General features: G+C 61.0%; 23 protein-coding genes and 4 tRNA genes. 8 read left to right on the plus strand and 19 right to left on the minus strand.

The window, feature by feature from the left end; translation table 11 throughout:
- Positions 1-173: 173 nt before the first annotated feature.
- From rpoC to QMO80_RS04595, 14 genes are all read right to left on the minus strand, one after another.
- Complete coding sequence (rpoC, locus tag QMO80_RS04530; protein WP_283199046.1) at positions 174-4,382, minus strand: DNA-directed RNA polymerase subunit beta'; 4,209 nt, start codon at positions 4,380-4,382, stop codon at positions 174-176.
- A gap of 190 nt (positions 4,383-4,572) precedes the next feature.
- Entirely contained in the window at positions 4,573-8,712 is a 4,140-nt protein-coding gene (rpoB, locus tag QMO80_RS04535; RefSeq protein ID WP_283199047.1) for a DNA-directed RNA polymerase subunit beta, read from the minus strand.
- A 261-nt stretch (positions 8,713-8,973) separates the two neighbouring features.
- Entirely contained in the window at positions 8,974-9,351 is a 378-nt protein-coding gene (gene rplL / locus QMO80_RS04540; RefSeq protein WP_283199048.1) for a 50S ribosomal protein L7/L12, read from the minus strand.
- A gap of 58 nt (positions 9,352-9,409) precedes the next feature.
- Positions 9,410-9,928 (minus strand): 50S ribosomal protein L10, encoded by a 519-nt coding sequence (gene rplJ / locus QMO80_RS04545; RefSeq protein WP_064801896.1) that lies wholly within the window; start codon positions 9,926-9,928, stop codon positions 9,410-9,412.
- Positions 9,929-10,255: 327 nt separating this feature from the next.
- On the minus strand, positions 10,256-10,957 hold the full coding sequence (rplA, locus tag QMO80_RS04550) for a 50S ribosomal protein L1 (RefSeq protein ID WP_283199049.1): 702 nt from the start codon (positions 10,955-10,957) through the stop codon (positions 10,256-10,258).
- 4 nt (positions 10,958-10,961) lie between these two features.
- The gene (rplK, locus tag QMO80_RS04555) at positions 10,962-11,393 is read right to left on the minus strand and encodes a 50S ribosomal protein L11 (RefSeq protein WP_064706969.1); all 432 of its coding nucleotides are present in this window, start codon (positions 11,391-11,393) and stop codon (positions 10,962-10,964) included.
- A gap of 176 nt (positions 11,394-11,569) precedes the next feature.
- On the minus strand, positions 11,570-12,100 hold the full coding sequence (nusG, locus tag QMO80_RS04560) for a transcription termination/antitermination protein NusG (RefSeq protein ID WP_003547516.1): 531 nt from the start codon (positions 12,098-12,100) through the stop codon (positions 11,570-11,572).
- 17 nt (positions 12,101-12,117) lie between these two features.
- Entirely contained in the window at positions 12,118-12,318 is a 201-nt protein-coding gene (secE, locus tag QMO80_RS04565; protein ID WP_003573826.1) for a preprotein translocase subunit SecE, read from the minus strand.
- Positions 12,319-12,512: 194 nt separating this feature from the next.
- Positions 12,513-12,588: transfer RNA gene (locus tag QMO80_RS04570), tRNA-Trp, on the minus strand.
- A 167-nt stretch (positions 12,589-12,755) separates the two neighbouring features.
- Complete coding sequence (locus QMO80_RS04575) at positions 12,756-13,649, minus strand: NAD(P)-dependent oxidoreductase (RefSeq protein ID WP_283199050.1); 894 nt, start codon at positions 13,647-13,649, stop codon at positions 12,756-12,758.
- 168 nt (positions 13,650-13,817) lie between these two features.
- Positions 13,818-13,952: a hypothetical protein gene (locus QMO80_RS04580; protein WP_257784958.1), complete on the minus strand. Its 135-nt coding sequence runs from the start codon at positions 13,950-13,952 to the stop codon at positions 13,818-13,820.
- Positions 13,953-14,156: 204 nt separating this feature from the next.
- Complete coding sequence (gene tuf, locus QMO80_RS04585) at positions 14,157-15,332, minus strand: elongation factor Tu (RefSeq protein WP_010069472.1); 1,176 nt, start codon at positions 15,330-15,332, stop codon at positions 14,157-14,159.
- A 347-nt stretch (positions 15,333-15,679) separates the two neighbouring features.
- Positions 15,680-15,753, minus strand: a tRNA-Gly gene (locus tag QMO80_RS04590).
- A 24-nt stretch (positions 15,754-15,777) separates the two neighbouring features.
- Positions 15,778-15,862 (minus strand) — tRNA-Tyr (locus QMO80_RS04595).
- A gap of 30 nt (positions 15,863-15,892) precedes the next feature.
- On the opposite strand from QMO80_RS04595, the gene QMO80_RS04600 reads away from it, so the two are divergent.
- The 3 genes from QMO80_RS04600 to QMO80_RS04610 are packed head-to-tail and all read left to right on the plus strand — an operon-like array spanning position 15,893 to position 17,687.
- Positions 15,893-16,069 carry a hypothetical protein gene (locus QMO80_RS04600; protein WP_283199051.1) on the plus strand — a complete coding sequence of 59 codons (177 nt, stop codon included), beginning with the start codon at positions 15,893-15,895 and terminating at the stop codon, positions 16,067-16,069.
- Positions 16,066-16,956, plus strand: coding sequence for a 23S rRNA (guanosine(2251)-2'-O)-methyltransferase RlmB (gene rlmB / locus QMO80_RS04605; protein ID WP_283199052.1), 891 nt, complete (start codon positions 16,066-16,068; stop codon positions 16,954-16,956). The genes QMO80_RS04600 and rlmB overlap by 4 nt, the downstream gene beginning before the upstream one ends.
- Before the next feature lie 38 nt (positions 16,957-16,994).
- Positions 16,995-17,687, plus strand: a complete 693-nt coding sequence (locus tag QMO80_RS04610) for an AprI/Inh family metalloprotease inhibitor (RefSeq protein ID WP_283199053.1) — start codon at positions 16,995-16,997, stop codon at positions 17,685-17,687.
- A 35-nt stretch (positions 17,688-17,722) separates the two neighbouring features.
- Here QMO80_RS04610 and QMO80_RS04615 read toward each other — a convergent pair whose 3' ends face one another.
- The gene (locus QMO80_RS04615; RefSeq protein ID WP_283199054.1) at positions 17,723-18,457 is read right to left on the minus strand and encodes a hypothetical protein; all 735 of its coding nucleotides are present in this window, start codon (positions 18,455-18,457) and stop codon (positions 17,723-17,725) included.
- 206 nt (positions 18,458-18,663) lie between these two features.
- Between QMO80_RS04615 and QMO80_RS04620 the strand changes: the two genes are divergently transcribed.
- Both QMO80_RS04620 and QMO80_RS04625 read left to right on the plus strand, forming a co-directional pair.
- Positions 18,664-18,822: a hypothetical protein gene (locus QMO80_RS04620; RefSeq protein WP_003587211.1), complete on the plus strand. Its 159-nt coding sequence runs from the start codon at positions 18,664-18,666 to the stop codon at positions 18,820-18,822.
- 166 nt (positions 18,823-18,988) lie between these two features.
- A complete protein-coding gene (locus tag QMO80_RS04625; RefSeq protein WP_283199055.1) occupies positions 18,989-19,126 on the plus strand; it encodes a hypothetical protein in 138 nt (45 codons plus the stop codon).
- A gap of 77 nt (positions 19,127-19,203) precedes the next feature.
- Here the strand turns inward: QMO80_RS04625 and QMO80_RS04630 are convergent, their stop codons facing one another.
- Together QMO80_RS04630 and QMO80_RS04635 are read right to left on the minus strand one after the other, a co-directional pair.
- Positions 19,204-19,545 (minus strand): hypothetical protein, encoded by a 342-nt coding sequence (locus tag QMO80_RS04630; protein ID WP_283199056.1) that lies wholly within the window; start codon positions 19,543-19,545, stop codon positions 19,204-19,206.
- Between the two features lie 183 nt (positions 19,546-19,728).
- A tRNA-Thr gene (locus QMO80_RS04635) sits at positions 19,729-19,804 on the minus strand.
- A 156-nt stretch (positions 19,805-19,960) separates the two neighbouring features.
- Here QMO80_RS04635 and QMO80_RS04640 point away from each other — a divergent pair.
- From QMO80_RS04640 to QMO80_RS04650, 3 genes are read left to right on the plus strand one after another with little or no spacing between them, the layout of a single operon-like run.
- A complete protein-coding gene (locus QMO80_RS04640; protein ID WP_283199057.1) occupies positions 19,961-20,734 on the plus strand; it encodes an NAD kinase in 774 nt (257 codons plus the stop codon).
- A 4-nt stretch (positions 20,735-20,738) separates the two neighbouring features.
- Positions 20,739-21,248 (plus strand): hypothetical protein, encoded by a 510-nt coding sequence (locus QMO80_RS04645; RefSeq protein WP_283199058.1) that lies wholly within the window; start codon positions 20,739-20,741, stop codon positions 21,246-21,248.
- Between the two features lie 34 nt (positions 21,249-21,282).
- A complete protein-coding gene (locus QMO80_RS04650; RefSeq protein WP_283199059.1) occupies positions 21,283-22,302 on the plus strand; it encodes a dienelactone hydrolase in 1,020 nt (339 codons plus the stop codon).
- A gap of 111 nt (positions 22,303-22,413) precedes the next feature.
- Here the strand turns inward: QMO80_RS04650 and prfB are convergent.
- A protein-coding gene (gene prfB / locus QMO80_RS04655) for a peptide chain release factor 2 (protein WP_283199060.1) occupies positions 22,414-23,545 on the minus strand; the annotation gives its coding sequence in 2 pieces (ribosomal slippage) (positions 22,414-23,475 and positions 23,477-23,545; 1,131 coding nt in all).
- Between the two features lie 100 nt (positions 23,546-23,645).
- Entirely contained in the window at positions 23,646-26,105 is a 2,460-nt protein-coding gene (locus tag QMO80_RS04660; protein ID WP_283199061.1) for a penicillin-binding protein 1A, read from the minus strand.
- Positions 26,106-26,250: the final 145 nt, after the last annotated feature.

Consider the following 26,250-nt stretch of genomic DNA (forward strand, 5'->3'; position numbering starts at 1 on the left):
CTGACGCTGCGGGTCGCTAAAGGCAGCATAGGCGGGAGCAGCTCCCTCCCCCAGACTGGCCCCCAAGACTGGCCCCAAGACTGGCCAAACCAGACCAAAAACGAAAACCGCCCGGATCGCTCCGGGCGGTTTTTCAATTCCTGGGCCACCGGGTGGTGGGCAACGGCCGCGGATTATTCCGCAGCCGGAGCCTTTTCGACCATGTCCTGCAGCATCGGCGTGGCAACGGCAGCACCCGTGCCCTTGCGGCGCTCCTCGAGGATCAGCTCGTCGCGCGACGTGGCGATGCGGCGGATCTGGGTCATGGTGCCGCCGGTGCCGGCCGGGATGAGACGGCCGACGATGACGTTTTCCTTCAGACCCTGCAGGCCGTCGGTCTTGCCGGCGATCGCAGCTTCCGTCAGCACCTTGGTCGTTTCCTGGAAGGATGCGGCCGAGATGAAGGACGGAGTCTGCAACGACGCCTTGGTGATGCCGAGAAGAACCGGATCGCCGTAGGCGGGCTTCTTGCCCTGCTCGATCAGGTGATCGTTGACGTCTTCGAGCTCGATCCGGTCGACATTGTCGCCGACGATATAGGTCGAGTCGCCTGCATCGGTGATTTCCACCTTCTGCAGCATCTGACGGACGATCACCTCGATGTGCTTGTCGTTGATGACAACACCCTGCAAGCGGTAGACTTCCTGGATCTCGTTGACGAGGTAAGAGGCCAGAGCCTCTACGCCCTTGATCGCCAGGATGTCGTGCGGAGCCGGGTTACCGTCGAGGATGTAGTCACCCTTTTCGATATAGTCGCCTTCCTGAAGGTGGAAGGGCTTGCCCTTCGGGATCAGGTATTCGACAGGCTCGACACCGTCTTCCGCCGGCTCGATGATGACGCGGCGCTTGTTCTTGTAGTCGCGGCCGAGGCGGATCGTACCATCGATCTCTGCGATGATGGCGTGGTCCTTCGGACGGCGGGCTTCGAAGAGCTCGGCAACACGCGGCAGACCGCCGGTGATGTCCTTTGTCTTGGCGCTTTCCAGCGGCGAACGCGCAAGAACGTCACCCTGAGAGACCTTGGTGCCCGGCTCGACCGACAGAATGGCGTCGACCGAGAGCAGGAAGCGGGCGTCGCCGCCACGCGACAGCTTGGCGACATTGCCGCTGGCATCCTTGATGACGATCGCCGGCTTGAGGTCCGAACCGCGCGGGGTCGAACGCCAGTCGATGACCTGACGCTTGGTGATGCCGGTGGATTCGTCGGTCGCTTCCAGAACCGAGAGACCGTCGACCAGGTCTTCGAACTGAACGGTGCCAGCCACTTCGGTCATCATCGGACGGGTGTAGGGATCCCACTCCGCCAGACGCTGGCCGCGCTTGACCTTGTCGCCTTCGTCGACATGCAGCTTCGAACCGTAGGCGACACGCTGCGAGGAGCGCTCCACACCACGCTCGTCCAGGATCTGGACGGTCATGTTGCGGCCCATGGCAACGAGGTTGCCATCGGAGTTGCGCAGGATGTTGCGGTTCTTGATCTGCACCGTACCTTCGTACGAGGCTTCCAGGAACGACTGGTCGACCACGGTTGCCGTACCGCCAAGGTGGAAGGTACGCATGGTGAGCTGGGTGCCCGGCTCGCCGATCGACTGAGCAGCGATGACGCCGACGGCTTCGCCCATGTTGACAGGCGTACCACGGGCCAGGTCGCGGCCGTAGCAGACCGAGCAGACGCCCGTCTGGATTTCGCAGGTCAGCGCCGAGCGGATGCGGATCGACTGGATACCGGCTTTCTCGATCTCGATGACATCGGGCTCGAGGATCATCTTGCCGGCATCGACGAGGCGCTCACCCGTGACCGGATGATCGATATCGTCGAGCGCCGTGCGGCCGAGGATGCGGGCGCCGAGCGAGGCGACGACCTGACCGGCATCGACGATGGCGGTCATGGTGAGGCCGGTTTCGGTGCCGCAATCGACGTGCGTGACGATGCAATCCTGCGCGACGTCGACGAGACGGCGGGTCAGGTAACCCGAGTTGGCGGTCTTCAAGGCGGTGTCTGCTAGACCCTTACGGGCGCCGTGCGTCGAGTTGAAGTACTCGTTGACGGTCAGGCCTTCCTTGAAGTTCGAGATGATCGGCGTCTCGATGATTTCACCCGACGGCTTGGCCATCAGGCCGCGCATGCCGCCTAGCTGGCGCATCTGGTTCGGAGAACCGCGGGCGCCGGAATGGCTCATCATGTAGATCGAGTTCATCGGCTTCTGACGGCCGGTGTTCTCGTCGAATTCGACCGCCTTGATGCGGGCCATCATTTCTTCGGCGACCTTTTCGGTGGCCTTGCCCCAGGCGTCGACAACCTTATTGTACTTTTCGCCCTGGGTGATCAGGCCGTCATTGTACTGCTGCTCGTATTCCTTCACCAGGCTTTCGGTGTCGGCAACGATCTTGGCCTTGGCATCCGGAATGACCATGTCGTCCTTGCCGAACGAAATGCCGGCGCGGCAGGCATGGGAGAAGCCGAGCTGCATGATGCGGTCGCAGAAGATGACCGTGTCCTTCTGGCCGCAATGGCGGTAGACCGTGTCGATCATCTTGGAGATGTTCTTCTTGGTCATTTCCTGGTTGCAGATGTCGAAGGGCACCTTGCCGTTCTTCGGCAGCAGTTCGCCGATGAGCAGACGGCCAGGCGTCGTCTCATAGATCTTCGAATAGGGCTTGCCATCCTCGTCGACCGACTTGAAGCGGCCGCGGATCTTGGTGTGCAGCGTCACGACCTTGGTTTCGAGGGCGTGATGCAGCTCGCCGAGGTCGGAGAAGGCCATGCCTTCGCCCGGTTCGTTCTGGTTCAGGATCGACAGGTAATAGAGGCCGAGAACCATGTCCTGCGAGGGAACGATGATCGGCGCGCCGTTGGCCGGATGCAGGATGTTGTTGGTCGACATCATCAGCACGCGGGCTTCGAGCTGGGCTTCGAGCGACAGCGGCACGTGAACGGCCATCTGGTCACCGTCGAAGTCGGCGTTGAAGGCCGTGCAGACGAGCGGGTGCAGCTGGATCGCCTTGCCTTCGACCAGGGTGGGTTCGAAGGCCTGGATGCCCAGGCGGTGCAGCGTCGGCGCGCGGTTCAAGAGAACCGGATGCTCGCGGATGACCTCGTCGAGGATATCCCAGACCTCGGGCTTTTCCTTTTCGACCAGCTTCTTGGCCTGCTTGACGGTCGAGGAGTAACCCTTGGCGTCGAGGCGGGCGTAGATGAACGGCTTGAAGAGCTCAAGCGCCATCTTCTTCGGCAGGCCGCACTGGTGCAGCTTCAGTTCCGGACCGGTAACGATGACCGAACGGCCGGAATAGTCGACACGCTTGCCGAGCAGGTTCTGGCGGAAGCGGCCCTGTTTGCCCTTCAGCATGTCGGACAGCGACTTCAGCGGACGCTTGTTGGCGCCGGTGATGACGCGGCCGCGGCGGCCGTTGTCGAACAGCGCGTCAACCGATTCCTGCAGCATGCGCTTTTCGTTGCGGATGATGATGCCGGGCGCACGAAGCTCGATGAGGCGCTTCAGACGGTTGTTACGGTTGATGACGCGGCGGTAGAGATCGTTCAGGTCCGACGTCGCGAAACGGCCGCCGTCGAGCGGAACCAGCGGACGCAGGTCCGGCGGAATGACCGGAACGACCTTCATGATCATCCATTCCGGACGATTGCCCGACTCCATGAAGTTCTCGACGATCTTCAGGCGCTTCATCAGCTTCTTCTGCTTGAGATCCGACGTGGTGTCGGCAAGCTCGGAGCGCAGGTCGCCGGCGATCTTTTCGAGGTTCATCGAGGCCAGCATCTCGTAGATCGCCTCAGCGCCGATCATCGCGGTGAACTGGTCTTCGCCATATTCGTCGACGGCGAGCATGTACTCTTCTTCCGAGAGGAGCTGGTGCTCCTTCAGGGCCGTCAGGCCCGGCTCGGTGACGATATAGTTTTCGAAATAGAGGACGCGCTCGACATCCTTCAGCGTCATGTCGAGCAGCGTCGAGATGCGCGACGGCAGCGACTTCAGGAACCAGATATGGGCAACGGGAGCGGCGAGCTCGATATGGCCCATGCGCTCACGGCGAACGCGCGACAGCGTCACTTCGACGCCGCACTTTTCGCAGATGATGCCCTTGTACTTCATGCGCTTGTACTTGCCGCACAGGCATTCGTAGTCCTTGATCGGCCCGAAGATGCGCGCGCAGAACAAACCGTCGCGTTCCGGCTTGAACGTACGGTAGTTGATGGTTTCCGGCTTCTTGATCTCACCGTAGGACCAGGAGAGGATCTTCTCCGGAGACGCGATCGAAATCCGAATGGAATCGAAATTCTGTGCAGGCACCTGCGGATTGAAAAGATTCATGACCTCTTGGTTCATGCCTGTCTCCTTCATGGGCTAAAGCGCCCTCAAAATGCGATGGCCGGCGGCAAATTCCCGGGAGCCGCCTCCCTCGCTTAAACGAGAATAACCGCAAGATGCGGCGAAACTTCCCTGCAGGGCCGATATGGATACGGCGCCCGGCGGGACCGGCGTGCGCCGCATTGGCAGCGCACGCCCTATCAGGTGCTTACTCGGCCGCGTCGGGCAGCTGCGCTGCCTGCGCCTCGTCAAGCTTGGTGTTTTCGAGCTCGACGCTAAGGCCCAGCGAGCGCATTTCCTTGACGAGAACGTTGAAGCTTTCCGGAATACCGGCTTCGAACGTGTCGTCTCCGCGGACGATGGCTTCGTAGACCTTGGTGCGGCCGGCGACGTCGTCCGACTTCACCGTCAGCATTTCCTGCAGCGTGTAGGCCGCGCCGTATGCTTCGAGCGCCCAGACTTCCATTTCGCCGAAGCGCTGTCCGCCGAACTGCGCCTTGCCGCCCAGCGGCTGCTGGGTCACGAGCGAGTAAGGTCCAATCGAGCGGGCATGGATCTTGTCGTCGACCAGGTGGTTGAGCTTCAGCATGTAGATGTAGCCCACGGTCACCTGGCGGTCGAACTGCTCGCCGGTACGGCCGTCATAGAGCGTCGACTGGCCGGTGTCCTTGAGACCTGCCAGACGCAGCATGTCGTTGACGTCGCCTTCGTTCGCGCCGTCGAAAACAGGCGTTGCAATCGAAACGCCGCGCTTCCACTGGTCGGCGAGACGCAGAACGGATTCGTCGTCGAACTCGTGGACCTGTTCGGCCTTCGGACCGTCACCGACGACATCGCCGATGGTCTTGCGCAGCGGCTCGATGTTGCCATTGGCCTTGTATGCCTCGATCAGTTCGCCGATCTGGCGACCCATGCCGGCGCAGGCCCAACCCAGGTGGGTTTCGAGAATCTGGCCGACGTTCATGCGCGAGGGAACGCCGAGCGGGTTCAGAACGACGTCGACATGCGTGCCGTCTTCGAGGAACGGCATGTCCTCGACAGGCACAATGCGCGAGACGACGCCCTTGTTCCCGTGACGGCCGGCCATCTTGTCGCCCGGCTGGATCTTGCGCTTCACGGCGACGAAGACCTTGACCATCTTCATGACGCCAGGGGGCATTTCATCGCCGCGCTGGACCTTCTCGACCTTGTCCATGAAGCGCTGTTCAAGGCGCGACTTGGATTCGTCGTACTGGCCGCGGAGCGCTTCGAGCTCGCTCTGAACCTTCTCGTCCTCGACGGCGAACATCCACCACTGCGAGCGGGGATATTCGGAGACGACGGCGTTCGAAAGCTCGGTGCCCTTCTTGAAGCCCTTCGGGCCGGCGATGGAAGCCTGGCCGCGCAGCATGTCGATCAGACGGCCGTAGACGTTACGGTCGAGGATCGCCTGCTCATCGTCGCGGTCCTTTGCCAGACGCTCGATCTCTTCGCGCTCGATCGCCATCGCGCGCTCGTCCTTCTCGACGCCATGGCGGTTGAAGACGCGCACTTCGACGATCGTGCCGTAAGTGCCGGGCGGCATGCGCATGGATGTATCGCGCACGTCGGAGGCCTTTTCGCCGAAGATGGCGCGCAGAAGCTTTTCCTCAGGCGTCATCGGGCTTTCGCCCTTCGGGGTGATCTTGCCGACGAGGATATCGCCCGGCTGAACTTCGGCGCCGATATAGACGATGCCGGCTTCGTCGAGGTTCTTCAGCGCTTCTTCCGAAACGTTCGGAATATCGCGGGTGATTTCCTCAGGGCCAAGCTTGGTGTCGCGCGCCATCACTTCGAATTCCTCGATGTGGATGGAGGTGAACACGTCGTCGGCTACGATACGCTCGGAGAGCAGGATCGAGTCTTCGTAGTTGTAGCCGTTCCAGGGCATGAACGCGACGAGCGCGTTGCGGCCGAGCGCCAGGTCGCCGAGATCGGTCGACGGGCCGTCGGCGAGAATGTCGCCGCGGTTGACGACGTCACCGACGGTGACCAGCGGGCGCTGGTTGACGCAGGTGTTCTGGTTCGAACGCTGGAACTTCTGCAGGCGGTAGATATCGACGCCGGATTTGCCGGCTTCGAGGTCTTCGGTGGCGCGGATAACGATACGCGTCGCGTCGACCTGGTCGACCACGCCGCCGCGGCGGGCGCCGATGGCGGCACCCGAGTCACGGGCAACGACCGGCTCCATGCCGGTGCCGACGAACGGGGCTTCGGCGCGCAGCAGCGGCACGGCCTGACGCTGCATGTTCGAGCCCATGAGGGCGCGGTTGGCGTCGTCGTTTTCCAGGAACGGGATGAGCGCGGCTGCGACCGAAACGACCTGCTTCGGCGAAACGTCCATCAGGTTCATGCTGTCGCGGGGTGCGAGCATAACTTCGCCGGCATGGCGGCAGACGACGAACTCATCGACGAAGGAACCGTCGGCGTTCATTTCGGCGTTGGCCTGGGCGACGTAGTACTTCGCCTCTTCCATGGCGGAGAGGTAGAGCACGTCGCTCGTCACCCTGCCGTCGACGATGCGGCGGTACGGGCTTTCGATGAAGCCGTACTTGTTGACGCGGGCAAAGGTCGCAAGCGAGTTGATCAGACCGATGTTCGGGCCCTCAGGCGTTTCGATCGGGCAAATGCGGCCGTAGTGGGTCGGATGAACGTCGCGGACTTCGAAGCCGGCGCGCTCACGGGTCAGACCGCCCGGGCCAAGAGCCGAAAGACGGCGCTTGTGGGTGATTTCCGAGAGCGGGTTGACCTGGTCCATGAACTGCGAAAGCTGCGAGGAACCGAAGAATTCGCGCACCGCGGCAGCCGCCGGCTTGGCGTTGATCAGATCCTGCGGCATGACCGTGTCGATCTCGATCGAGGACATGCGTTCCTTGATCGCGCGCTCCATGCGCAGCAGGCCGAGACGGTACTGGTTTTCCATCAGCTCGCCGACCGAACGGACGCGGCGGTTGCCGAGGTTATCGATGTCGTCGATCTCGCCCTTGCCGTCGCGCAGTTCGACCAGCATCTTGACCACGGCCAGGATGTCGTCCTTGCGCAGGATGCGGACGGTGTCTTCGACGGTCAGGTCGAGACGCATGTTCATCTTGACGCGGCCGACGGCGGAGAGGTCGTAACGCTCCGCATCGAAGAACAGCGAGTTGAACATGGCTTCGGCCGATTCCATGGTCGGCGGTTCACCCGGACGCATGACGCGGTAGATGTCGAACAGAGCGTCCTGACGGTTCTCGTTCTTATCGGCCGAAAGCGTGTTGCGAATATAGGCGCCGACATTGATGTGGTCGATGCCGAGAACCGGGATCTCGTCGAAACCGTTCGCCAGGATGATACCGAGCGTCTTCTCGTCGATTTCGTCGCCGGCTTCGAGATAGATCTCACCGGTGGAGTAGTTGACGATGTCTTCGGCGAGGTAGTTGCCGTAGAGGTCGTCGTCGCCGGCCTTAAGCGCCTTCAGGCCCTTTTCGGACAGCTGGCGCAACAGGCGCGGGGTCAGCTTCTTGCCGGCTTCCACGACGACTTCGCCGGTATCGGCGTCGACCATCTCGGTGATCGCCTTGGCGCCCTTCAGCGTTTCCGGCTTGAAGGGAATGCGCCAGCCGTCGCCGGCGCGCTTGTAGAGCGACTTCGTGTAGAAGGTGTCGAGGATTTCCTCGCCATCCATGCCGAGCGCCATCAGCAGCGACGTGACAGGGATCTTACGGCGACGGTCGATACGGGCGTAGACGATGTCCTTGGCGTCGAATTCGATATCGAGCCAGGAGCCGCGATAGGGGATGACACGGGCGGCAAAGAGCAGCTTGCCGGAAGAATGGCTCTTGCCCTTGTCGTGGTCGAAGAAGACGCCCGGCGAACGGTGCATCTGGGACACGATGACGCGCTCGGTGCCGTTGACGATGAACGTGCCGTTGTTGGTCATGAGCGGCATGTCGCCCATGTAAACGGACTGTTCCTTGATGTCCTTGATCGACTTCGCGCCGGTATCCTCGTCGATATCGAACACGATCAAGCGCAGCGTCACCTTCAGCGGCGCAGCATAGGTCAGGTCGCGCTGACGGCATTCGTCAACGTCGAACTTCGGCGGCTCGAATTCGTAGGACACGAATTCCAGCATGGAAGCGCCGGAGAAATCGGTGATCGGGAAAACCGACTTGAAAACGGCCTGAAGGCCCTCGTCGGGCCGGCCGCCTTTCGGCTCTTCAACCATCAGAAACTGGTCGTAGGACGCCTTCTGAACCTCGATGAGGTTCGGCATTTCTGCGACTTCGGGGATCTTACCAAAAAACTTGCGTACGCGCCTGCGACCGTTGAACGAAAGGGTCTGAGCCATCGTCGCTCCTTCAAAATCTTGCACCCGGGCCTGCAACGGACGGGAACCGATGGCCAGTCGATCCCGTCTATCAATGGGTCGTTCAATCTCGTCAGACACCCGAAAACGCTCAGCTCGGATTGCTGTGCTGCCCTCGGTGCGAGACTATCCTTTTGAAGAACCCATTACCCAAAAGCCGGTTTGACGCGGCTTTTGGGTAATTCGTTCAGAAAAACGGCAAATGGGAGGCAGCAGAGACTGCCTCCCAAAAGCGTTTCAAGATTACTTGACGTCGGCCTTGGCGCCAGCGTCTTCAAGCTTCTTCTTGATGTCAGCGGCTTCAGCCTTGTTGACGCCTTCCTTGACAGCCTTCGGAGCGCCTTCGACGAGGTCCTTGGCTTCCTTGAGGCCGAGACCGGTGATGGCGCGGACTTCCTTGATGACGTTGATCTTGTTGGCGCCGGCGTCGACGAGGATAACGTCGAATTCGGTCTTTTCTTCTTCAACGACAGCCGGGCCAGCACCACCAGCAGCGGCAGCAACAGCTACCGGAGCGGCAGCGGAAACGCCCCACTTTTCTTCGAGAAGCTTCGACAGTTCTGCAGCTTCCAGAACGGTCAGCGAGGAGAGGTCGTCAACGATCTTTGCGAGATCAGCCATTTTACTAGTTCCTTTTGTTCGGTTCGAACCGGTTGATTATAAACAGCGAAAAACCGCCTTAAGCGGCTTCGTCCTTCTTGGCGTAGGCCGCAAACACGCGGGCAAGCTGGCTTGCCGGTGCTGCAACAACCCCAGCGATGCGGGTAGCCGGTGTCTGGATCATGCCCAGCAGCTTCGCACGCAGCTCATCGAGCGAAGGCAGGGTCGCAAGCGACTTGACTGCATCGGCGTTGAGCGTGGTTGTTCCCATGGCGCCGCCCAGAACAACGATCTTGTCGTTGGTCTTGGCGAAATCCATGACGACCTTCGGAGCGGTGATCGGATCGGTGCTGTATGCAATCAGCGTCTGACCCTTGAAGAGATTGGTAATCCCTTCCGCTTCCGTACCCTGAAGGGCAATTTTGGCCAGGCGGTTCTTCGCGACTTTGACGGTACCGCCAGCTGCACGCATCTTCGAACGAAAATCGTTCATCTGCGCGACTGTAGCACCAGCATAGTGGGCCACGACGACTGAGCCAGAAGCCTTGAAGACTTCGTTCAGTTCCGTGACGAATTCGCGTTTTTCCGCTCTTTCCACTGCCTATCTCCAGTTGGCGGGACCGAAAACGGGCCCGCCGGGTTGCCTTTTGCCTCCCGGGATCATGCGAGATCCCAAGCGACGCTTGAGGATCCTGTCCCCCCGCGCTCCCGCGCCAATCAAGGCTAAAGAGGCACAAGGCATCCAAGGCTCGAACCGATTTCCTAGAAGCGAACTTCATGAAATTCGGGTCTTACCCGTCTCATGCAGGCGAAGTGATTAAGGGAAAACCACCTGCAATCTCGGACAGGATTCCGGATTTCTCCGGAATATCCGGCCCCTTGCGAGGCCGGAATTCAGTGACCGGACCGAGGTCCGGCAATCAACTTATGCAGTCGGACCTGCGGTGACCGAGCCGACTTCGATCTTGACGCCCGGGCCCATGGTCGACGAAATCGCGACGCGCTTGACATAGTTGCCCTTGGCGCCAGCCGGCTTCGCCTTGATGACGGCGTCAGCGAAGGCGCGGATGTTTTCTTCCAGAGCCTTGGCGTCGAAAGAGGCCTTGCCGATGCCGGCATGGACGATACCAGCCTTCTCGACGCGGAACTCGACAGCGCCGCCCTTGGAAGCCTTGACGGCTCCGGCGACATCCATGGTGACGGTGCCGACCTTCGGGTTCGGCATCATGCCGCGCGGGCCGAGAACCTTACCGAGACGACCGACCAGCGGCATCATGTCGGGGGTGGCGATGCAGCGATCGAATTCGATCTTGCCGCCCTGGACGATTTCGACGAGGTCTTCAGCACCGACGATATCGGCACCGGCAGCCTTGGCTTCATCGGCCTTGACGCCACGTGCGAAGACGGCAACGCGAACCGTACGGCCGGTGCCGTTCGGCAGGTTGACGACGCCGCGAACCATCTGGTCCGCATGGCGCGGATCGACGCCGAGGTTCATCGAGACTTCGATGGTTTCGTCGAACTTGGCGACAGCCCGTTCCTTGACCATGCCGATAGCCAGGGAGAGAGCATAGAGCTTGGTGGGATCAACACCTTCGTTGATCTTCTGCGTGCGCTTACCAGCCATGATCTTAACCCACCACTTCCAGGCCCATGGCGCGGGCAGAGCCCTCGATCATCGCCATTGCACCTTCGATATCCGCTGCGTTCAGATCCTTCATCTTGGCTTCTGCGATCGTCTTGATCTGAGCCTTGGTGAGGGAACCGGCCTTCGGACCCTTGCCCGGGGTCTTGGAACCGGACGTGATCTTCGCTTCCTTCTTCAGCCAGTAGCTGACCGGAGGCTGCTTCATCGCGAAGGTGAAGGACTTGTCCTGGTAATAGGTGATGACGACCGGGATCGGCATACCCTTTTCCATTTCCTGCGTGGCGGCATTGAACGCCTTGCAGAATTCCATGATGTTAATGCCACGCTGACCAAGCGCCGGACCAATCGGCGGGGACGGGTTAGCCGATCCTGCCTTGACCTGAAGCTTGAGCTGGCCTGCAACTTTCTTAGCCATATCTCTCTGCCTTTCATGAACAGCCGGTTGCCCGGCCCGTGATGCCGGATCTCTCCGGCGGCTGCGGTTGCGTGGTGCGGATCATTAGGGTCCGGCTAAGACCCCTCACCTTCCACGCGGGTGCGGACAAGGTCCGCAGGAAACCGGCCGCAAGGCCTGCTTCCAATCTCTTACAATCAGACCTTCTCGACCTGAGCGTATTCCAGCTCGACCGGCGTTGCGCGGCCGAAGATCGACACTTCAACCTTCAGGCGCGAACGCTCTTCGTCCACATCCTGAACCGTGCCGTTGAACGACGCGAACGGGCCGTCGGAAACGCGTACCTGCTCGCCGATCTCGAAGGTGATGGAGGCCTTCGGCCGCTCGACACCTTCCTGGACCTGGCCGAGAATGCGCTCAGCTTCATAATCCGGAATCGGAACGGGCTTATTGTCGGAGCCGAGGAAACCTGTGACCTTCGGCGTATTCTTGATCAGGTGGTAGGCCTCGTCCGTCAGGTTGGCGCGAACCATGACATAACCAGGGAAGAACTTGCGCTCGCTGTCGACCTTGCGGCCGCGACGCACTTCCACCACCTTTTCGGTCGGCACGAGGATCTTCTCGAACAGGTGCTCAAGCCCCTTCTGGCGAGCCTTGTTCTCGATGTCTTCAGCGACCTTCTTTTCAAAATTTGAATATGCGTGGACGATGTACCAACGTGCCGCCATTTTCATCTCCACCCGTATCAGTTGCCGGTATTCAGCACGAAGCTCAGAACCCAGCCGATCAGCTGGTCAGCGGCAAAGAAAAACAGCGCAGCGAAAACCACCATCACAAGCACCATAACCGTCGAGATCATCGTCTCGCGGCGCGACGGCCATGTAACTTTGGACGTCTCGGAGCGAACCTGCTGCAGAAACGCAAATGGATTGGATTTGGATGCCATCGACTGCCCACGCAATTACGGCGCGTAAAGCTGAAACTATCAGCCCCACGCACCGCGTGTCTGTTGAACCCTAAATAAACACCGATTTCCGAATACACAAGAGGGAAACCGAAGTTTAACGAAATTAGTCATCACCCATCAATCCCCGGCCGGAATGCCGCGAGCATGTCCGCGCTGTCCCGCATCAAGGAAAATGGCAGGGGCAGTAGGGCTCGAACCTACGACCTGCGGTTTTGGAGACCGCCGCTCTACCAACTGAGCTATACCCCTTCATACCGATCATTCAGCGCCGGGCCAAGGCCCGCAAATCGCTGCTGAAAAGCATGGCGCACCCTTTAAGACGACGACGGCGGATTGGCAAGCACGATTTTCGATTTTCATAGCCATTCTGCGGATATGCGAGCGATCGGCCTGCTCATCGCGCCGAAAGGATCCGTTCAGACCTTCACATATTTCCGCCAATCGTGCTCTTCCCTAAACCCCAGCATCTCGCGAATCTTGCGGTTGGAGAGCAGGCCTTCATATTCACCGATCTCGCGGGTGAAGGGCACGTTCGGAAAGAATCGCTTGGCAAGCTCCTTCGACGGCGTGTTGGCCGAGACGGTGTCGTTGGCCGCGTTGAACACCTGATAGCCGAGACCGTCCTTTTCGATGCAGAGATGGCAGATCTGCCCGAGATCGCGGGCATCGATATAGCTCCAGGCGATGCGCTTGCGCATCTCGGGATTGGCGAAATAGGTGGGGAACCGCTCATATTCGTGCGGCTCGATGACATTGCCGATTCGCAGCGCATAGATGTCGAAGCCCGACCGTTCGGCAAAGGCGCGGGCCGTCTTTTCGTTGACCACCTTGGAAAGCCCGTAGGAATCCATCGGATTGACGTCGTAGTCTTCCTCCAGCGGGAACTGGTGAAAATCGCGGTGGCCTTCGGCGAAGCAGACGCCGTAGGTCGTCTCGCTCGATGCGACGATAATCTTCCTGATGCCGAGCTTCACCGCCGCCTCGATGACATTATAAGTGCCCATCGTGTTGATGCGGAAAGTCTCATTGTCCGGTTTGATCAGGATCCGCGGGATGGCGGCGAAATGCACGACGGCGTCGAAGGGCTGCACGCCCCTGCCCGCGTCGAGATCGGGAAAATCGCGATGCATCGACAGCGCATTGAAAACCTGACCGCTGTCGGTGATATCGGCAATGAGATTGGTGACGCCGGGACTGTCCAGCGGCACGAGATCGAGGTTGTGAACCTCGTAACCTGATTTGACGAGCCATGGCACGGCATGGCGACCCGCCTTGCCCGAACCGCCCGTGAACAGAATTCGCTTCTTCATGGAATATCCTCCGCGTCATCAAATCGGAGGCATAGTTAGACGCTTCCGCGCGAAGAGCAAGCGAGCGTCCTGCAAGGGTTCACCCCCGCGTCGCCAGGAGCATCCTATCCGGGAGCGCCTGGCCGATCATTTCCGATCATCGCAGCCCTTAAGGAACTGCGCTAATCATCACTTAACGACACTTACCTCGCCGATCTGCACGCCGGCCGCCTGAACAACCTCCTGCGGAATGGCAGCGATGAAAAACATCGTGAAAACATACATTGCGAATATCGTCGCAGCGAATGTGGCCTTTGGAATCATCCGGGCTCTCCTCTTTGCATGAAGGAGTCTGGACTAAAATGAACCAATCACAACCGGTTTCTGAATGTGAGATGAACAAAATACTGTGACGGGCACATTTAACGATATTTTTACAACACCTGTTAACCCCCCGAACAGGCATCAAAACGAAAAAACCCCGCCGTTTCCAGCGGGGTTTTTCCTGAATTTCGGGTAATCCCAGGATTACTCGACGATCGAGGCAACGATGCCGGCGCCGACGGTGCGGCCGCCTTCGCGGATGGCGAAGCGCAGCTTTTCTTCCATCGCGATCGGAACGATCAGCTCGACGGCAACCGTGACGTTGTCGCCCGGCATGACCATCTCCGTGCCCTCAGGCAGCGTGACGATGCCGGTCACGTCAGTCGTGCGGAAGTAGAACTGCGGACGGTAATTGGTGAAGAACGGCGTATGACGGCCACCCTCTTCCTTCGTCAGGATGTAGGCTTCCGCCATGAACTTCTTGTGCGGCTTGACAGAGCCCGGCTTGCACAGGATCTGGCCACGCTCGACACCGTCACGGTTCACACCGCGAACCAGCGCGCCGATGTTGTCGCCGGCCTGGCCCTGATCGAGCAGCTTGCGGAACATTTCAACGCCGGTCACCGTCGTCTTCGAGGTCGCGCGGATGCCGACGATCTCGACTTCTTCGCCAACCTTGACGATGCCACGCTCGACGCGGCCGGTCACGACCGTGCCGCGGCCAGAGATCGAGAACACGTCTTCGATCGGCATCAGGAACGGCTGGTCGATCGGACGCTCAGGCGTCGGGATGTAAGAGTCGACCGCAGCCATCAGCTCGCGGATCGCGTCTTCGCCGATCTTCTTGTCGCTGTCTTCGAGAGCGGCCAGCGCCGAACCCTTGACGACCGGGATATCGTCGCCCGGGAAGTCGTAGGACGACAGCAGTTCGCGAACTTCGAGCTCGACCAGTTCGAGAAGCTCGGCGTCGTCAACCTGGTCGACCTTGTTCAGGAACACAACGATCGCCGGAACGCCGACCTGGCGGGCCAGCAGAATGTGTTCGCGCGTCTGCGGCATCGGGCCGTCAGCGGCCGAGCATACCAGGATCGCGCCGTCCATCTGGGCAGCACCGGTGATCATGTTCTTGACGTAGTCGGCGTGGCCGGGGCAGTCGACGTGCGCGTAGTGGCGGGCCGGCGTCTCATATTCGACGTGCGCCGTCGAAATGGTGATGCCACGGGCCTTTTCTTCCGGAGCAGCGTCGATCTGGTCGTACGCCTTGAACTCACCGAAGTACTTCGTGATCGCTGCCGTCAGAGACGTCTTGCCGTGGTCAACGTGGCCGATCGTGCCGATGTTGACGTGCGGCTTGTTGCGCTCAAACTTACTCTTTGCCATTTGAATGCTTCCTGTGAACGAAATGGTGGGCCCCGGCGAACCGGTTTAGTGCCGCCGTTTAAGGCTTTCGGCGAAATTGCGCAAGACTTAATTGCAGACGCCATTCTTGGTGTGACAGCGCATATGGGGGACAATTCGCCGCCTGCAAGGTGATTCGCCGAAGCCCCCTCTAAAATCACTGAAATCCTTGGAGAAAATCGCGTGGGCTGGCGGAGATCAGCTACCGCGCCCGGCGCCGAGCGCCCTCGCCTGCCGGTCGATGCGCGCTATCGCCGGCCTCTTCGGAAAACATCCGCATGCCGAATGATCGCCGCGGTGCCGGTCGCATGAATTGGGCTTGGAAGAACTGGAGCGGGTAGCGGGAATCGAACCCGCGTATTCAGCTTGGAAGGCTGCTGCTCTACCATTGAGCTATACCCGCGGGGTGGTCCGATCCGATGACGAATGGTGGAGAGAGTTGGATTTGAACCAACGTAGGCTGAGCCAACGGATTTACAGTCCGTCCCCTTTAACCACTCGGGCATCTCTCCAGTTTTTCGTCCGGATCTAGAAGACCAAGTTTGTCAGACTTCGAAGCGTTGCCGCCCGTCGTCTGCGCCGCGTATATGACCGGAGCATTTCCGTCTGTCAACACGATGACCACGGAAAAAACACGAAAAATTTCATTCGCGGCCGAAAGCCGGCATATGAAAGAAAGCCTATGCGGCGGCGAGCGCCATGGCTATAAAGCCGCATGAGCAAAGACAAAAAACCCGGCGGCAAGACCGCGACAGACCCATCGGCCAAGGATACGCATTACGCCACGCTGCGGCGCGCCCACCGTGACGCCAAGCGCGAACGCGGCGAGATCCCGACCCCTCAGCCGCAGAAGCGCAAGCGCGGCGGCGACGACTGGAAGCCGCCGGCGCTGGCGCCCGACCAGGTGCATCTTTACGGCCTGCATACGGTGCGCGCCGCCCTCGACAATCCCGAGCGCAAGAAGATCAAGCTCTTCGTGACGCAGAACGCGCTGGCGCGGCTCGAAGTCGACGCCGAAACGCTCGGCATTCCCTTCGAGATCGTCTCGCCGCAGGATATCGACAAGGTGCTCGGCCCCGAGGCGATCCATCAGGGCGTGATGCTGGAAACGCGGCCGCTGCCGGTCCGCCGTCTCGAAGCCCTGAAGGACAGCCCGCTCCTGCTCGTCCTCGACCAGGTCACCGATCCCCATAATGTCGGCGCGATCATGCGCTCGGCCGTCGCCTTCAATGCCGGCGCCGTTATCACCACTCAGAGACATAGCCCGACCGAGTCAGGCGTGCTCGCCAAATCCGCCTCCGGCGCGCTGGAACTGATACCTTATATACAGGTGACCAATCTCGCCGATGCCCTCGGTGAACTGCACAAGCTCGGCTTCTCCACCATCGGCCTCGATTCGGAAGGGCCGGCGCCGCTCGAGGGCACGTTCTCGGGTGAGAAGGTGGCGCTGGTGCTCGGCTCGGAGGGCAAGGGGCTCAGGCAGAAGACGCGCGAGACCGTTACTGCGCTTGCCCGTCTCGACATGCCGGGCGCGATCAAATCGCTGAACGTTTCGAATGCTGCGGCAATCGCGCTTTATGCGGCGCGGCTCTTTTTGAAAGCATAGGCCGGTCCACGGCGGGCCCGCGACAAAAAGGAACTGTCATGACCCGTTTCGTCCTTCGGCTCGCGGCTCCGGCAGCGGCATTGCTTTTCTGCGGCATGGCCCATGGGCAGGATATCGATCCCGATATTCTGAAGGCCCAGGCAGGGACCTATCTCGTTGCGCCGGAAGACGGGCGCGCGGGATGCCGGATGACGTTCGAAACCGACATGGCGATCGGCGGTCATTCGCTGTCCGGCCAGGACGCCTGCGCCAAGCCGCTGCCGGCTCTTGCCGAAGCCGCTGCCTGGAATTTCGACGGCAATGGCGGCATCATCCTGATCGATGCGACGCGCAAGGTGCTCGCCCGTTTCGTCGAGAACGAGGGCTCGCCGATGAAGACTGAGGACGGCGCACCGCTTTTGCTGATCACCGCGCCTGACGGCATCGATCGCCTGCCGAGCTTCAGCAGCCTTGCCGGAACATGGACGATGCAAAGACCGGACGGCGAAAGGCTCTGCGGTGTGACACTCGACGGCCATGCCGATGCGGACGGCAACGCGCCGCTGTCGCTCTCCGGCGACTGCGCCGCCAATGTCGCCAGGCTGAAACTCGCGGTCTGGCATATCGAGGGTTTCGGCCTGACGCTGATGGGCAGCGACGGCGCATCGCTTGGCTTCGACATGCGCGCCGACGGCAATTTCGACAAATCGAAGGAAGAAGGCGGCAAGCCGCTGTCGCTCGTGCGTCAATGATTCGACAGTAGCGGCGCATCCCGCCAACACGCTGGTCAGCTCGGTAACCGGCAGGCCGTCGTTCCTTCCAACGCCCGGCGCGCCGTGTCGCCTGCCGCATAGGCAACCTCGACAGGATAGACGATCACGCTCGGCAGCTTCCCGATTTCGCCGGCATGGTCGGGACTGCGTTTGATTTCCGCCTTGTAGGCGGCGGTGCAATCCGGCAGTTGCGACAGACCGGTATCGGCGACGATCGTCTTCGCACAGGCAGCACGCTCCAGATAGAGCGAACAGGACGCCGTGTAGACGCGACGGAAATCGAGGGTCAGCTCCCCCTTCCCACTCCTGATCGCGGCAAAACCGTCGCCCTCGAGGGAATCGTCGAGCAGCCGCTCGCCTGTCGCCGCATCGTAGACGACGAAAGGCAGCCCGCCGTTCCACCCGTCCGCTGCACGAAAAAGGACGAAACCGCCGCTGACGCCCATGAGATAGCCGGCGGTATCGTCCGCAATCACCCGTTCGCGCTCGCCGGCGCGCTCACACGGCGCATCGGGGGCAAGCAGCGCCAGCTTTTCGGCGCCGACTTCGCCGAGATCGACCTCCTTGACCATGAAGGCGGGGTAGCGGCTGCAGGTGATCTTCGGTTTCGCATCGGGATTGAGCTCATCCTTCGGCAACGCGACCACATCGACTTTTATCGGCTTGTCGAAAGCGCGCGCGTTTTCCGAGGCTTCGGCGAAGGAGACGAATGCCGCGACAATGACCGATGCTGTAACCGTGCGTTTCATGACGTCCGTCCCCAACTGTTTCAGGCATCCCTGACACAGTTCAACCCGCTGCGACAGATGGAAAACGGATGGCTGCGATAGCCCCGCAAGGCTCGCGCGATGCCGGAGAAATTCGATTTTGCCTTGGAAAGACCTCCTGGAGCACTATGATCGGGCGATGACCGATCGCAACGACCGGTCGGAAGCAAGAAGGAACGATCCCCATCATGGCTATTCGACCGCTGATTTTCGGTATCCTCTTCATCGCGGTCTTCGTCGGGATCATTCTCAGCATCATCTGGGTGGACACCTCGCACCCGGTCCACCAGCCCGATCCCCTGTCACCGACGGCGCCCGGCCCCGCGACGCCGGGGACGGTGCAATAGTGCATGTCATCAGGAAGTGTGCCGCGGTTCCGGGGTAACGACATGCATAAAAACAAAAGGCTAAAGCGCGTAGCATGAATCAAATTCGATGCGGCGCGCTTTAGCCCCGATAGGAACGCGGACGACAATGGCGCGTTAATCCCCACTGAACGAGGATTGAACGCCTATGCGCATAATGATTGCCGTCGTCGCCTTCATGGTCGCCTCCGTGCTCAGCATCGCAATCCTGTCGCCGTCGGGCGCCGGCGAGACCGGCAACGGCAGCAAGCTCGAGGCAAGCGTCAACGAACCCGTCAGTCATTGAAAAACGGCCCGGATGGGGCCGTTCTCTCGCCGCGCGTCTCGGGCGCGCAATGGACGCTGTCGCAGAATGCGTTGGCGTCAGCCGCGGTAGAGCCAGAAAGGCATGCCACGATCGCGATGGCGCCACTCACGGCGTTCCTGCCAACGCTCGGCACGCCACCGGCGCCAGCGCCAGTCGTCACCGCGCCAGTCGGACCGGCGCCAATCGCGCTGATGGCGCCAACCGCGGTCGTCACGCTCATCACGCCAGCCGCGGTCGTCACCGTCGCGATCATGGCGCCAGCCATCACGGACTTGAACGATATCGCCCTGGGCCGACACGGCCGGCCGGTCGACGGGCATGGCGGCGGCCGGGGCGACGGACGAAAAAGCCGCACCGACGGACACGGTTGCGGCGAAAAAGAGATGTGCGAGCTTCATGGCTGTTTCCTCAGTGATGATGAGGCGAAGTTAAGCCGGCGCGGCTGAATTGGCGCTGAAGCAGCCCTTCAGACAAGGTTCATCCAGCGATGTGCGATGGCTGGAAAAATCTGCCGGTGCGATCGGGCGAAGCGAGGTCGAACCACAGCTATCGTCTGGGCAGGGATATCGCGCGGAAAAAGATGGTGCCCCCGGCAGGGTTCGAACCCGCGACCCCCTGATTACAAATCAGGTGCTCTACCAACTGAGCTACAAGGGCAATAGGTGCCCAACTAGCAGATTCTATGATTCTGTAAAGGAAAATTCGTGTCTGTGCGGAGAGGTCGGCTGCCGCTCAAACGCCTGGCGATAGAAAACGTCCTTGTCGCGCCAGCCCTTTATCCGTTAGCTAGAGCAGCTTCACAAAGGGCATTGCATGGGCCGTTCATTTCAAACTCTTTCCTTTATCGCTTCGCCGACGACGGAGGCGCTCGCCGCGCGCGAGGAGTTGATTCGCATCTATGGCGACGTGCCGGCCGATGATGCCGATGTCATCGTTGCGCTCGGCGGCGATGGTTTCATGCTGCAGACGCTGCACAACACCATGAACTCCGGCAAGCTGGTCTACGGCATGAACCGCGGCTCGGTCGGCTTCCTGATGAACGACTATCGCAGCGAACAGCTTCAGGAGCGCATCTGCGTCGCCGTCGAAAACGTCTTCCGGCCGTTGCAGATGACGACGGCCAACGCCGACGGCACCAATTCGACGGCGCTCGCCATCAATGAGGTCTATCTTTTCCGCCAGTCCTATCAGGCGGCGAATCTGAAGGTGACGGTGGACGGGCGCGTGCGCCTGGAGGAGCTGATCTGCGACGGGCTGATGGTGGCGACCCCTGCCGGGTCGACGGCCTATAATCTTTCCGCCCATGGCCCGATCCTGCCGCTCGAGGCGCCGCTGCTCGCCATGACGCCGGTCAGCGCTTTCCGGCCGCGGCGCTGGCGGGGCGCACTGCTGCCGAACAAGGTGACCGTCGATATCGACGTTCTCGAGCCGGTGAAGCGGCCGGTCAATGCGGTGGCCGACAATACCGAGGTCAAATCGGTGCTGCATGTCCGCATTGCCCAGTCGGAGCATATGACGGCGCGCATTCTTTCCGATCCCGACCGCTCCTGGTCCGACCGTATTCTCGCCGAGCAGTTCAAGGATTGAGACGATGGCATTGCGACGGATATTGATGACCACCGTTTTCCTCATCGGATGGTCGGCCGCGGCCTTGCCGGCGCAGGACGTCATCCTGCCGGCATCGGTGATTTTCGCGACCAGCACCGGCTATTGGGAGGATGACGGCAACGCACCTGAAGTCGAGCGGGCGCCGACAGCCGCCGAGAGCGTTGCCAACCCGCAAGCAAAGGCCACGCAGCGCCACGGTTACTACAAGCTCTTTGCCGTCCGCCAGGCAGACAGGACCTCGAAGGTCTACCTGCAGCAGATTGCCCAGACCGAGACCGGCCCGGCGATCGCTTCTACCGTCGAACTGCAGGAGTTCAGCGACCTGAAGCCTTATATTACCGACATCCGCCCCGAGAATTCGAACGGCATCATCAAGCAACCCGGGCTGTTCGCGACGATCTATCTGAAGACCGACCCCAATGCCGAGCCGGATGGCTGGACCGTGCTGATCGACGAATTCGGCGACATCACCGTCGAGAAGGCGACGAATTGAACCGCGGGGAATCGTTCGGGAAGGTGCAGAAGAGATGAAACTCGGCTTCCGCGACGGCGTCCTTTACGACGAAAACAGGCCGAACTGGGACGCAGACGGCCCCAGACCCATCAGCTGGTCGCTGTGGTATCCCGCCGCCGATGCGGCGCGGGAAAACGAGACGGCGGAAAGAAGCTGGTTCAAGAAGGCACTCGTCGCCCGCGACGCAGCCATCCGGCCACAGGCCCGGCCCTATCCCCTCGTGCTGCTGTCGCATGGCACCGGCGGATCCGCGGCGGGATTAGAGTGGCTGGCGCGACGGCTCGCCGAGCGCGGATTTGCAGCCATCGGCGTCAACCATCACGGCAATACCGGCAACGAGCCCTATCGCGCCGAAGGCTTTGCCTGTCTTTGGGAGCGGGCACCGGATCTGAGCTTCATGCTCGACCATAGAGATGACTGGCTCGGCGATCTCTCCTGTCATATCGATACGACCCGTGTATTCGCGGCCGGATTTTCGGCCGGAGCCTATAGCGTCGCGCTGCTTCTTGGTGCGGTCGCCCAGTTCTCGCAGTTCGAACCATCCAGGATGAAGCCGGGCGGGGCGCGCGGACCAAGGGAGTTTCCCGACCTTGCCGATCATATCCCGACCTTGCTTCGCACCAGCGAGGTGTTTCGCGATTCATGGTCGCGCATGTCGAAGTCTTACCGGGACGACAGAATCAAGGCCGCGCTCCTGTGCGCGCCGGGCCGGTCCATTCTCGGTTTCAGCGAGGAAAGCCTGAAAGCCGTCGACGCGCCCGCCCTGATTCTGGTCGGCGATGCCGACAGGGCGGCACCGGCCGAGGAATGTTCGGCATGGCTGCATGCGCGGCTCGCCCACAGCCGTCTTAAAATCTTCGGCGGCGGGCTTGGACATTATGTCTTCGTGCCTGAAGGTACCGCCCTCGGCATGGCCTTTGCGGCGGAACTCTTCACCGATCCCCCTGATATCGAGCGCGCCGCCATTCATGACGAGATTGCCGATCTGTCGGCCGCGCTGTTCCAGGACAGCGCCGTCAAAACAATCGCCTGAGCATCAAAAAAGCCCCGTCTCCGGGGCTTTTTCGTTTTAATCCTGCTATCTCTTTGTTCTTACGCAATTCCGGACGCAAAACCGCTGCGCACTTTTGCTGGAATTGCTCTATCAGTCCACGTCGTCGACGACCGCGTCGGCAGCGCCGCTGATGCGGTGGGCAAGGGCTGCTTCCATGAACTCGTTGAGTTCGCCGTCGAGCACGTCGTCCGGCGCGGTGCTGGCGACGCCGGTGCGCAGGTCCTTGACCAGCTGGTAGGGCTGCAGCACGTAGGAGCGGATCTGGTGGCCCCAGCCGATATCCGTCTTGGAGGCGGCTTCGGCGTTGGCGGCGTCCTCACGCTTCTTCAGCTCGGCTTCGTACATGCGGGCGCGCAGCATGTCCCAGGCCTTGGCGCGGTTCTTGTGCTGCGACCGCTCCTGCTGGCACTGCACGACGATGCCGGTCGGCATATGCGTGATGCGCACGGCCGAGTCGGTGGTGTTGACGTGCTGACCGCCGGCGCCCGACGAACGATAGGTATCGATGCGGCAATCACCTTCGTTGATCTCGATCTGGATCGAGTCGTCGACCACGGGATAGACCCAGATCGACGAGAAGGAGGTGTGGCGACGCGCGTTGCTGTCGTAAGGCGAGATGCGCACCAGCCGGTGCACGCCCGATTCCGTCTTCAGCCAGCCATAGGCATTGTGTCCCTTGACGAGCAGGGTCGCGGATTTGATGCCCGCCTCTTCGCCGTCATGGACTTCGAGAAGCTCGACCTTGAAACGCTGGCGTTCGGCCCAGCGGGTGTACATGCGCAGCAGCATGTTCGCCCAGTCCTGGCTTTCGGTGCCGCCGGCGCCGGAATGAACTTCGAGATAGGTGTCGTTGCCGTCGGCCTCGCCGGAGAGCATGGCTTCCACCTGCCGGCGCGCAGCCTCGGCCTTCAGGGCCTTCAGCGTATCCTCGGCTTCCCTGACGACGCCTTCGTCGCCCTCTTCCTCGCCGAGCTCGATCAGCTCGATATTGTCGTTCAGCTGCTGTTCCAGCTGCTTGACGCCATTGATGCCGTCATCGAGCTGCTGGCGCTCGCGCATCAGCTTCTGGGCTTCCTGCGCGTCGTTCCAGAGGCTCGGATCCTCTGCCTTGTTGTTCAACCAGTCCAGCCGTCTTATCGCCTGGTCCCAGTCAAAGATGCCTCCTCAGCAGGGTGATAGCCTGCTTGGTTTCATCGACCACGTTTTCGATTTCGGCTCGCATTTTCCTGCTTTTCTGTAACGGTCTTCTTCAGATTCTGGTGAATAGAGACGCCCGCCGCGGATGTAAAGAGCCGCGGCGGGCGTTCAAAATTCGGCGATGGTCAGAACAGGCCGGGCGTGCCGGTCTGGACGGCCTGGTTTGCCTGCGGCGAGGTCTTCAGGATCTCTTCCGGCGCCATGGTGCTGTCCATGCCGATGACGTTGAAGCTGTCGGCCGGGCCGGTGCCTGGTTTGAAGGCCTCGATGATGGTGTTCGGATCGCCGTCGACGGCGGCCATACCGGTCTTGCGGTCGATCGAAATCAGGTTCATGCCCGGCGGAATGACGAACTTCGATTCCGGCGTGTCCCTGACGGCGGCCTGCATGAATTCGTTGAAGATCGGGGCGGAGAGACCGCCGCCCGTGCCGCCGCGGCCGAGCGGGCCCGGCGTATCGAAGCCCATATAGAGGCCGGCGACCAGATCCGGCGTGAAGCCGACGAACCAGGCATCCTTCTCGTCGTTGGTGGTGCCGGTCTTGCCGGCGACGTCGCGGCCGCCGAGATCGATCTTGCCGGCGGCGGTGCCGCGCTGAATGACGCCCTGCATCATCGAGGTGATCTGATAGGCGGTCATCGGGTCGAGAACAGTTTCGCGGTTGTCGACGACATTCGGCTCTTCCTGGTTCTGCCAGTCGCCGGCATTGCAGCCCTCACAGAGACGCTCCTCATGCTTGAAGATCGTCTTGCCGTAGCGGTCCTGAATGCGGTCGATCAATGTCGGCTTGATCTGCTTGCCGCCGTTGGCGATGACCGAATAGGCCGAGACCATGCGCAGCACCGTGGTGTCGCCGGCGCCGAGCGACATGGAAAGAACCGGCAGCATGTGATCGTAGATGCCGAAGCGCTCGGCATATTCGGCGACGATGTTCATGCCGAGATCGTTGGCCAGGCGCACCGTCATCAGGTTGCGCGAATGCTCGATGCCCGAACGCAGTGTCGACGGGCCGCCAGATTCGCCGCCGTAGTTTTCCGGCCTCCAGACCTGGCCGCCCGAGACGATTTCGATCGGCGCGTCCATGATGACGGAGGCCGGCGTATAACCATTGTCCATCGCCGCCGCATAGACGAAGGGCTTGAACGACGAGCCCGGCTGGCGCATCGCCTGGGTGGCGCGGTTGAATTCGGACTGCGAATAGGAGAAGCCGCCGACCATGGCGAGCACGCGGCCCGTCTTCGGATCCATGGCGACCAGGCCACCCTGCACCTTCGGCGGCTGGCGCAGGCGATAGGAGGTCGACGCCTCGTCACCGAGCTTCTCGACATAGACGACGTCACCGGGGGCCACGGCGCCGACCGGCGATTTCGTGGACTTGCGGGTGGCGTCGGCCGAACGGAAGGCCCATTGCATGTTCTTGGCGTCGATCGTGCCGCGTTGACGATCGGGCGAAACCTTGCCGCTTCCATCCTTGGCCGGCTGCAGGCCGATATCGACATTGCTGTCGGAAACGGCAAGCACGACGGCAAGCCGCCATTCCGGCACGTCGGCAAGTGCCGGAATATCGGCAAGCGCCTTGCCCCAATCGCCGCTGGCATCGATCTGCTTGATCGGGCCGTGGAAACCGCGGCGCTCGTCATAGGTCACCAGACCGTCCTGCAGCGCCTTGCGGGCCGCGAGCTGCATCTGCGGATCGAGCGAGGTGCGCACCGAAAGGCCACCCTCATAGAGGACCTTCTCGCCATATTGGTCGATCAGCTGGCGGCGCACGGCTTCGGCGAAATAGTCCGAAGCAAAGAGCGAGGGGCCGGTGGTACGGGCGGTGACGCCGAGCGGCTGCTTCTTGGCTTCCACGCCGTCGCTCTGGCTGACATAGCCGTTCTCGACCATGCGGTCGATTACCCAGTTGCGGCGCTCGAGCGCAGCTTCCGGATGGCGGAACGGATGATAATTGGCCGGGCCTTTCGGCAAGGATGCCAGATAGGCGGCCTCGGCGACGGTCAGTTCGGTGACGGATTTGTTGAAATAGGTCAGCGCGGCGCCGGCGATGCCGTAGGAATTCAGGCCGAAGAAGATCTCGTTCAGGTAGAGCTCAAGGATCTTGTCCTTGCTGTAGGCCTGCTCGATGCGGAAGGACAGGATCGCTTCCTTGATCTTGCGGTCGATCGTCTGGTCGGAGCTCAGAAGGAAGTTCTTGGCCACCTGCTGGGTGATGGTGGAAGCGCCGACAGGGCGGCGGCCGGAACCGAAATTCTGCAGGTTGACGAGGATGGCGCGGCCGAGACCGGTGAGATCGACGCCCGGGTGATTGTAGAAATTCTTGTCTTCGGCCGACAGGAAAGCCGCCTTGACGCGGTCGGGGATGGCCTGGATCGGCAGGAAGAGACGCTTTTCCTTGGCGTATTCAGCCATCAGTGCACCGTTGCCGGCGTGGACACGGGTGGTCACCGGCGGCGCATAGCTGTTCAGAACGGCATAGTCAGGGAGATCCTTCGCGACGTTGGCGAGATAGATGGCAACACCCGCCGCCGCGACCAGAAACAGGACGCAGGCCATTCCGAAGAAATATCCAAAAAGTCTAACCATATTTTCAGCTACCGGTCTCTTCGATCTTCAATCGGCGCAGAACGCAACGATTGCACGGATCAAGGCAATTTGCACGTTGCGCGGCTTACTCCATGAGCGCTACCGCCACAAGCCGATTCCGCGCCACAGGCTTACGAAACATAAG

Source organism: Rhizobium sp. BT03 (assembly GCF_030053155.1).
Classification (GTDB): Bacteria; Pseudomonadota; Alphaproteobacteria; order Rhizobiales; family Rhizobiaceae; genus Rhizobium.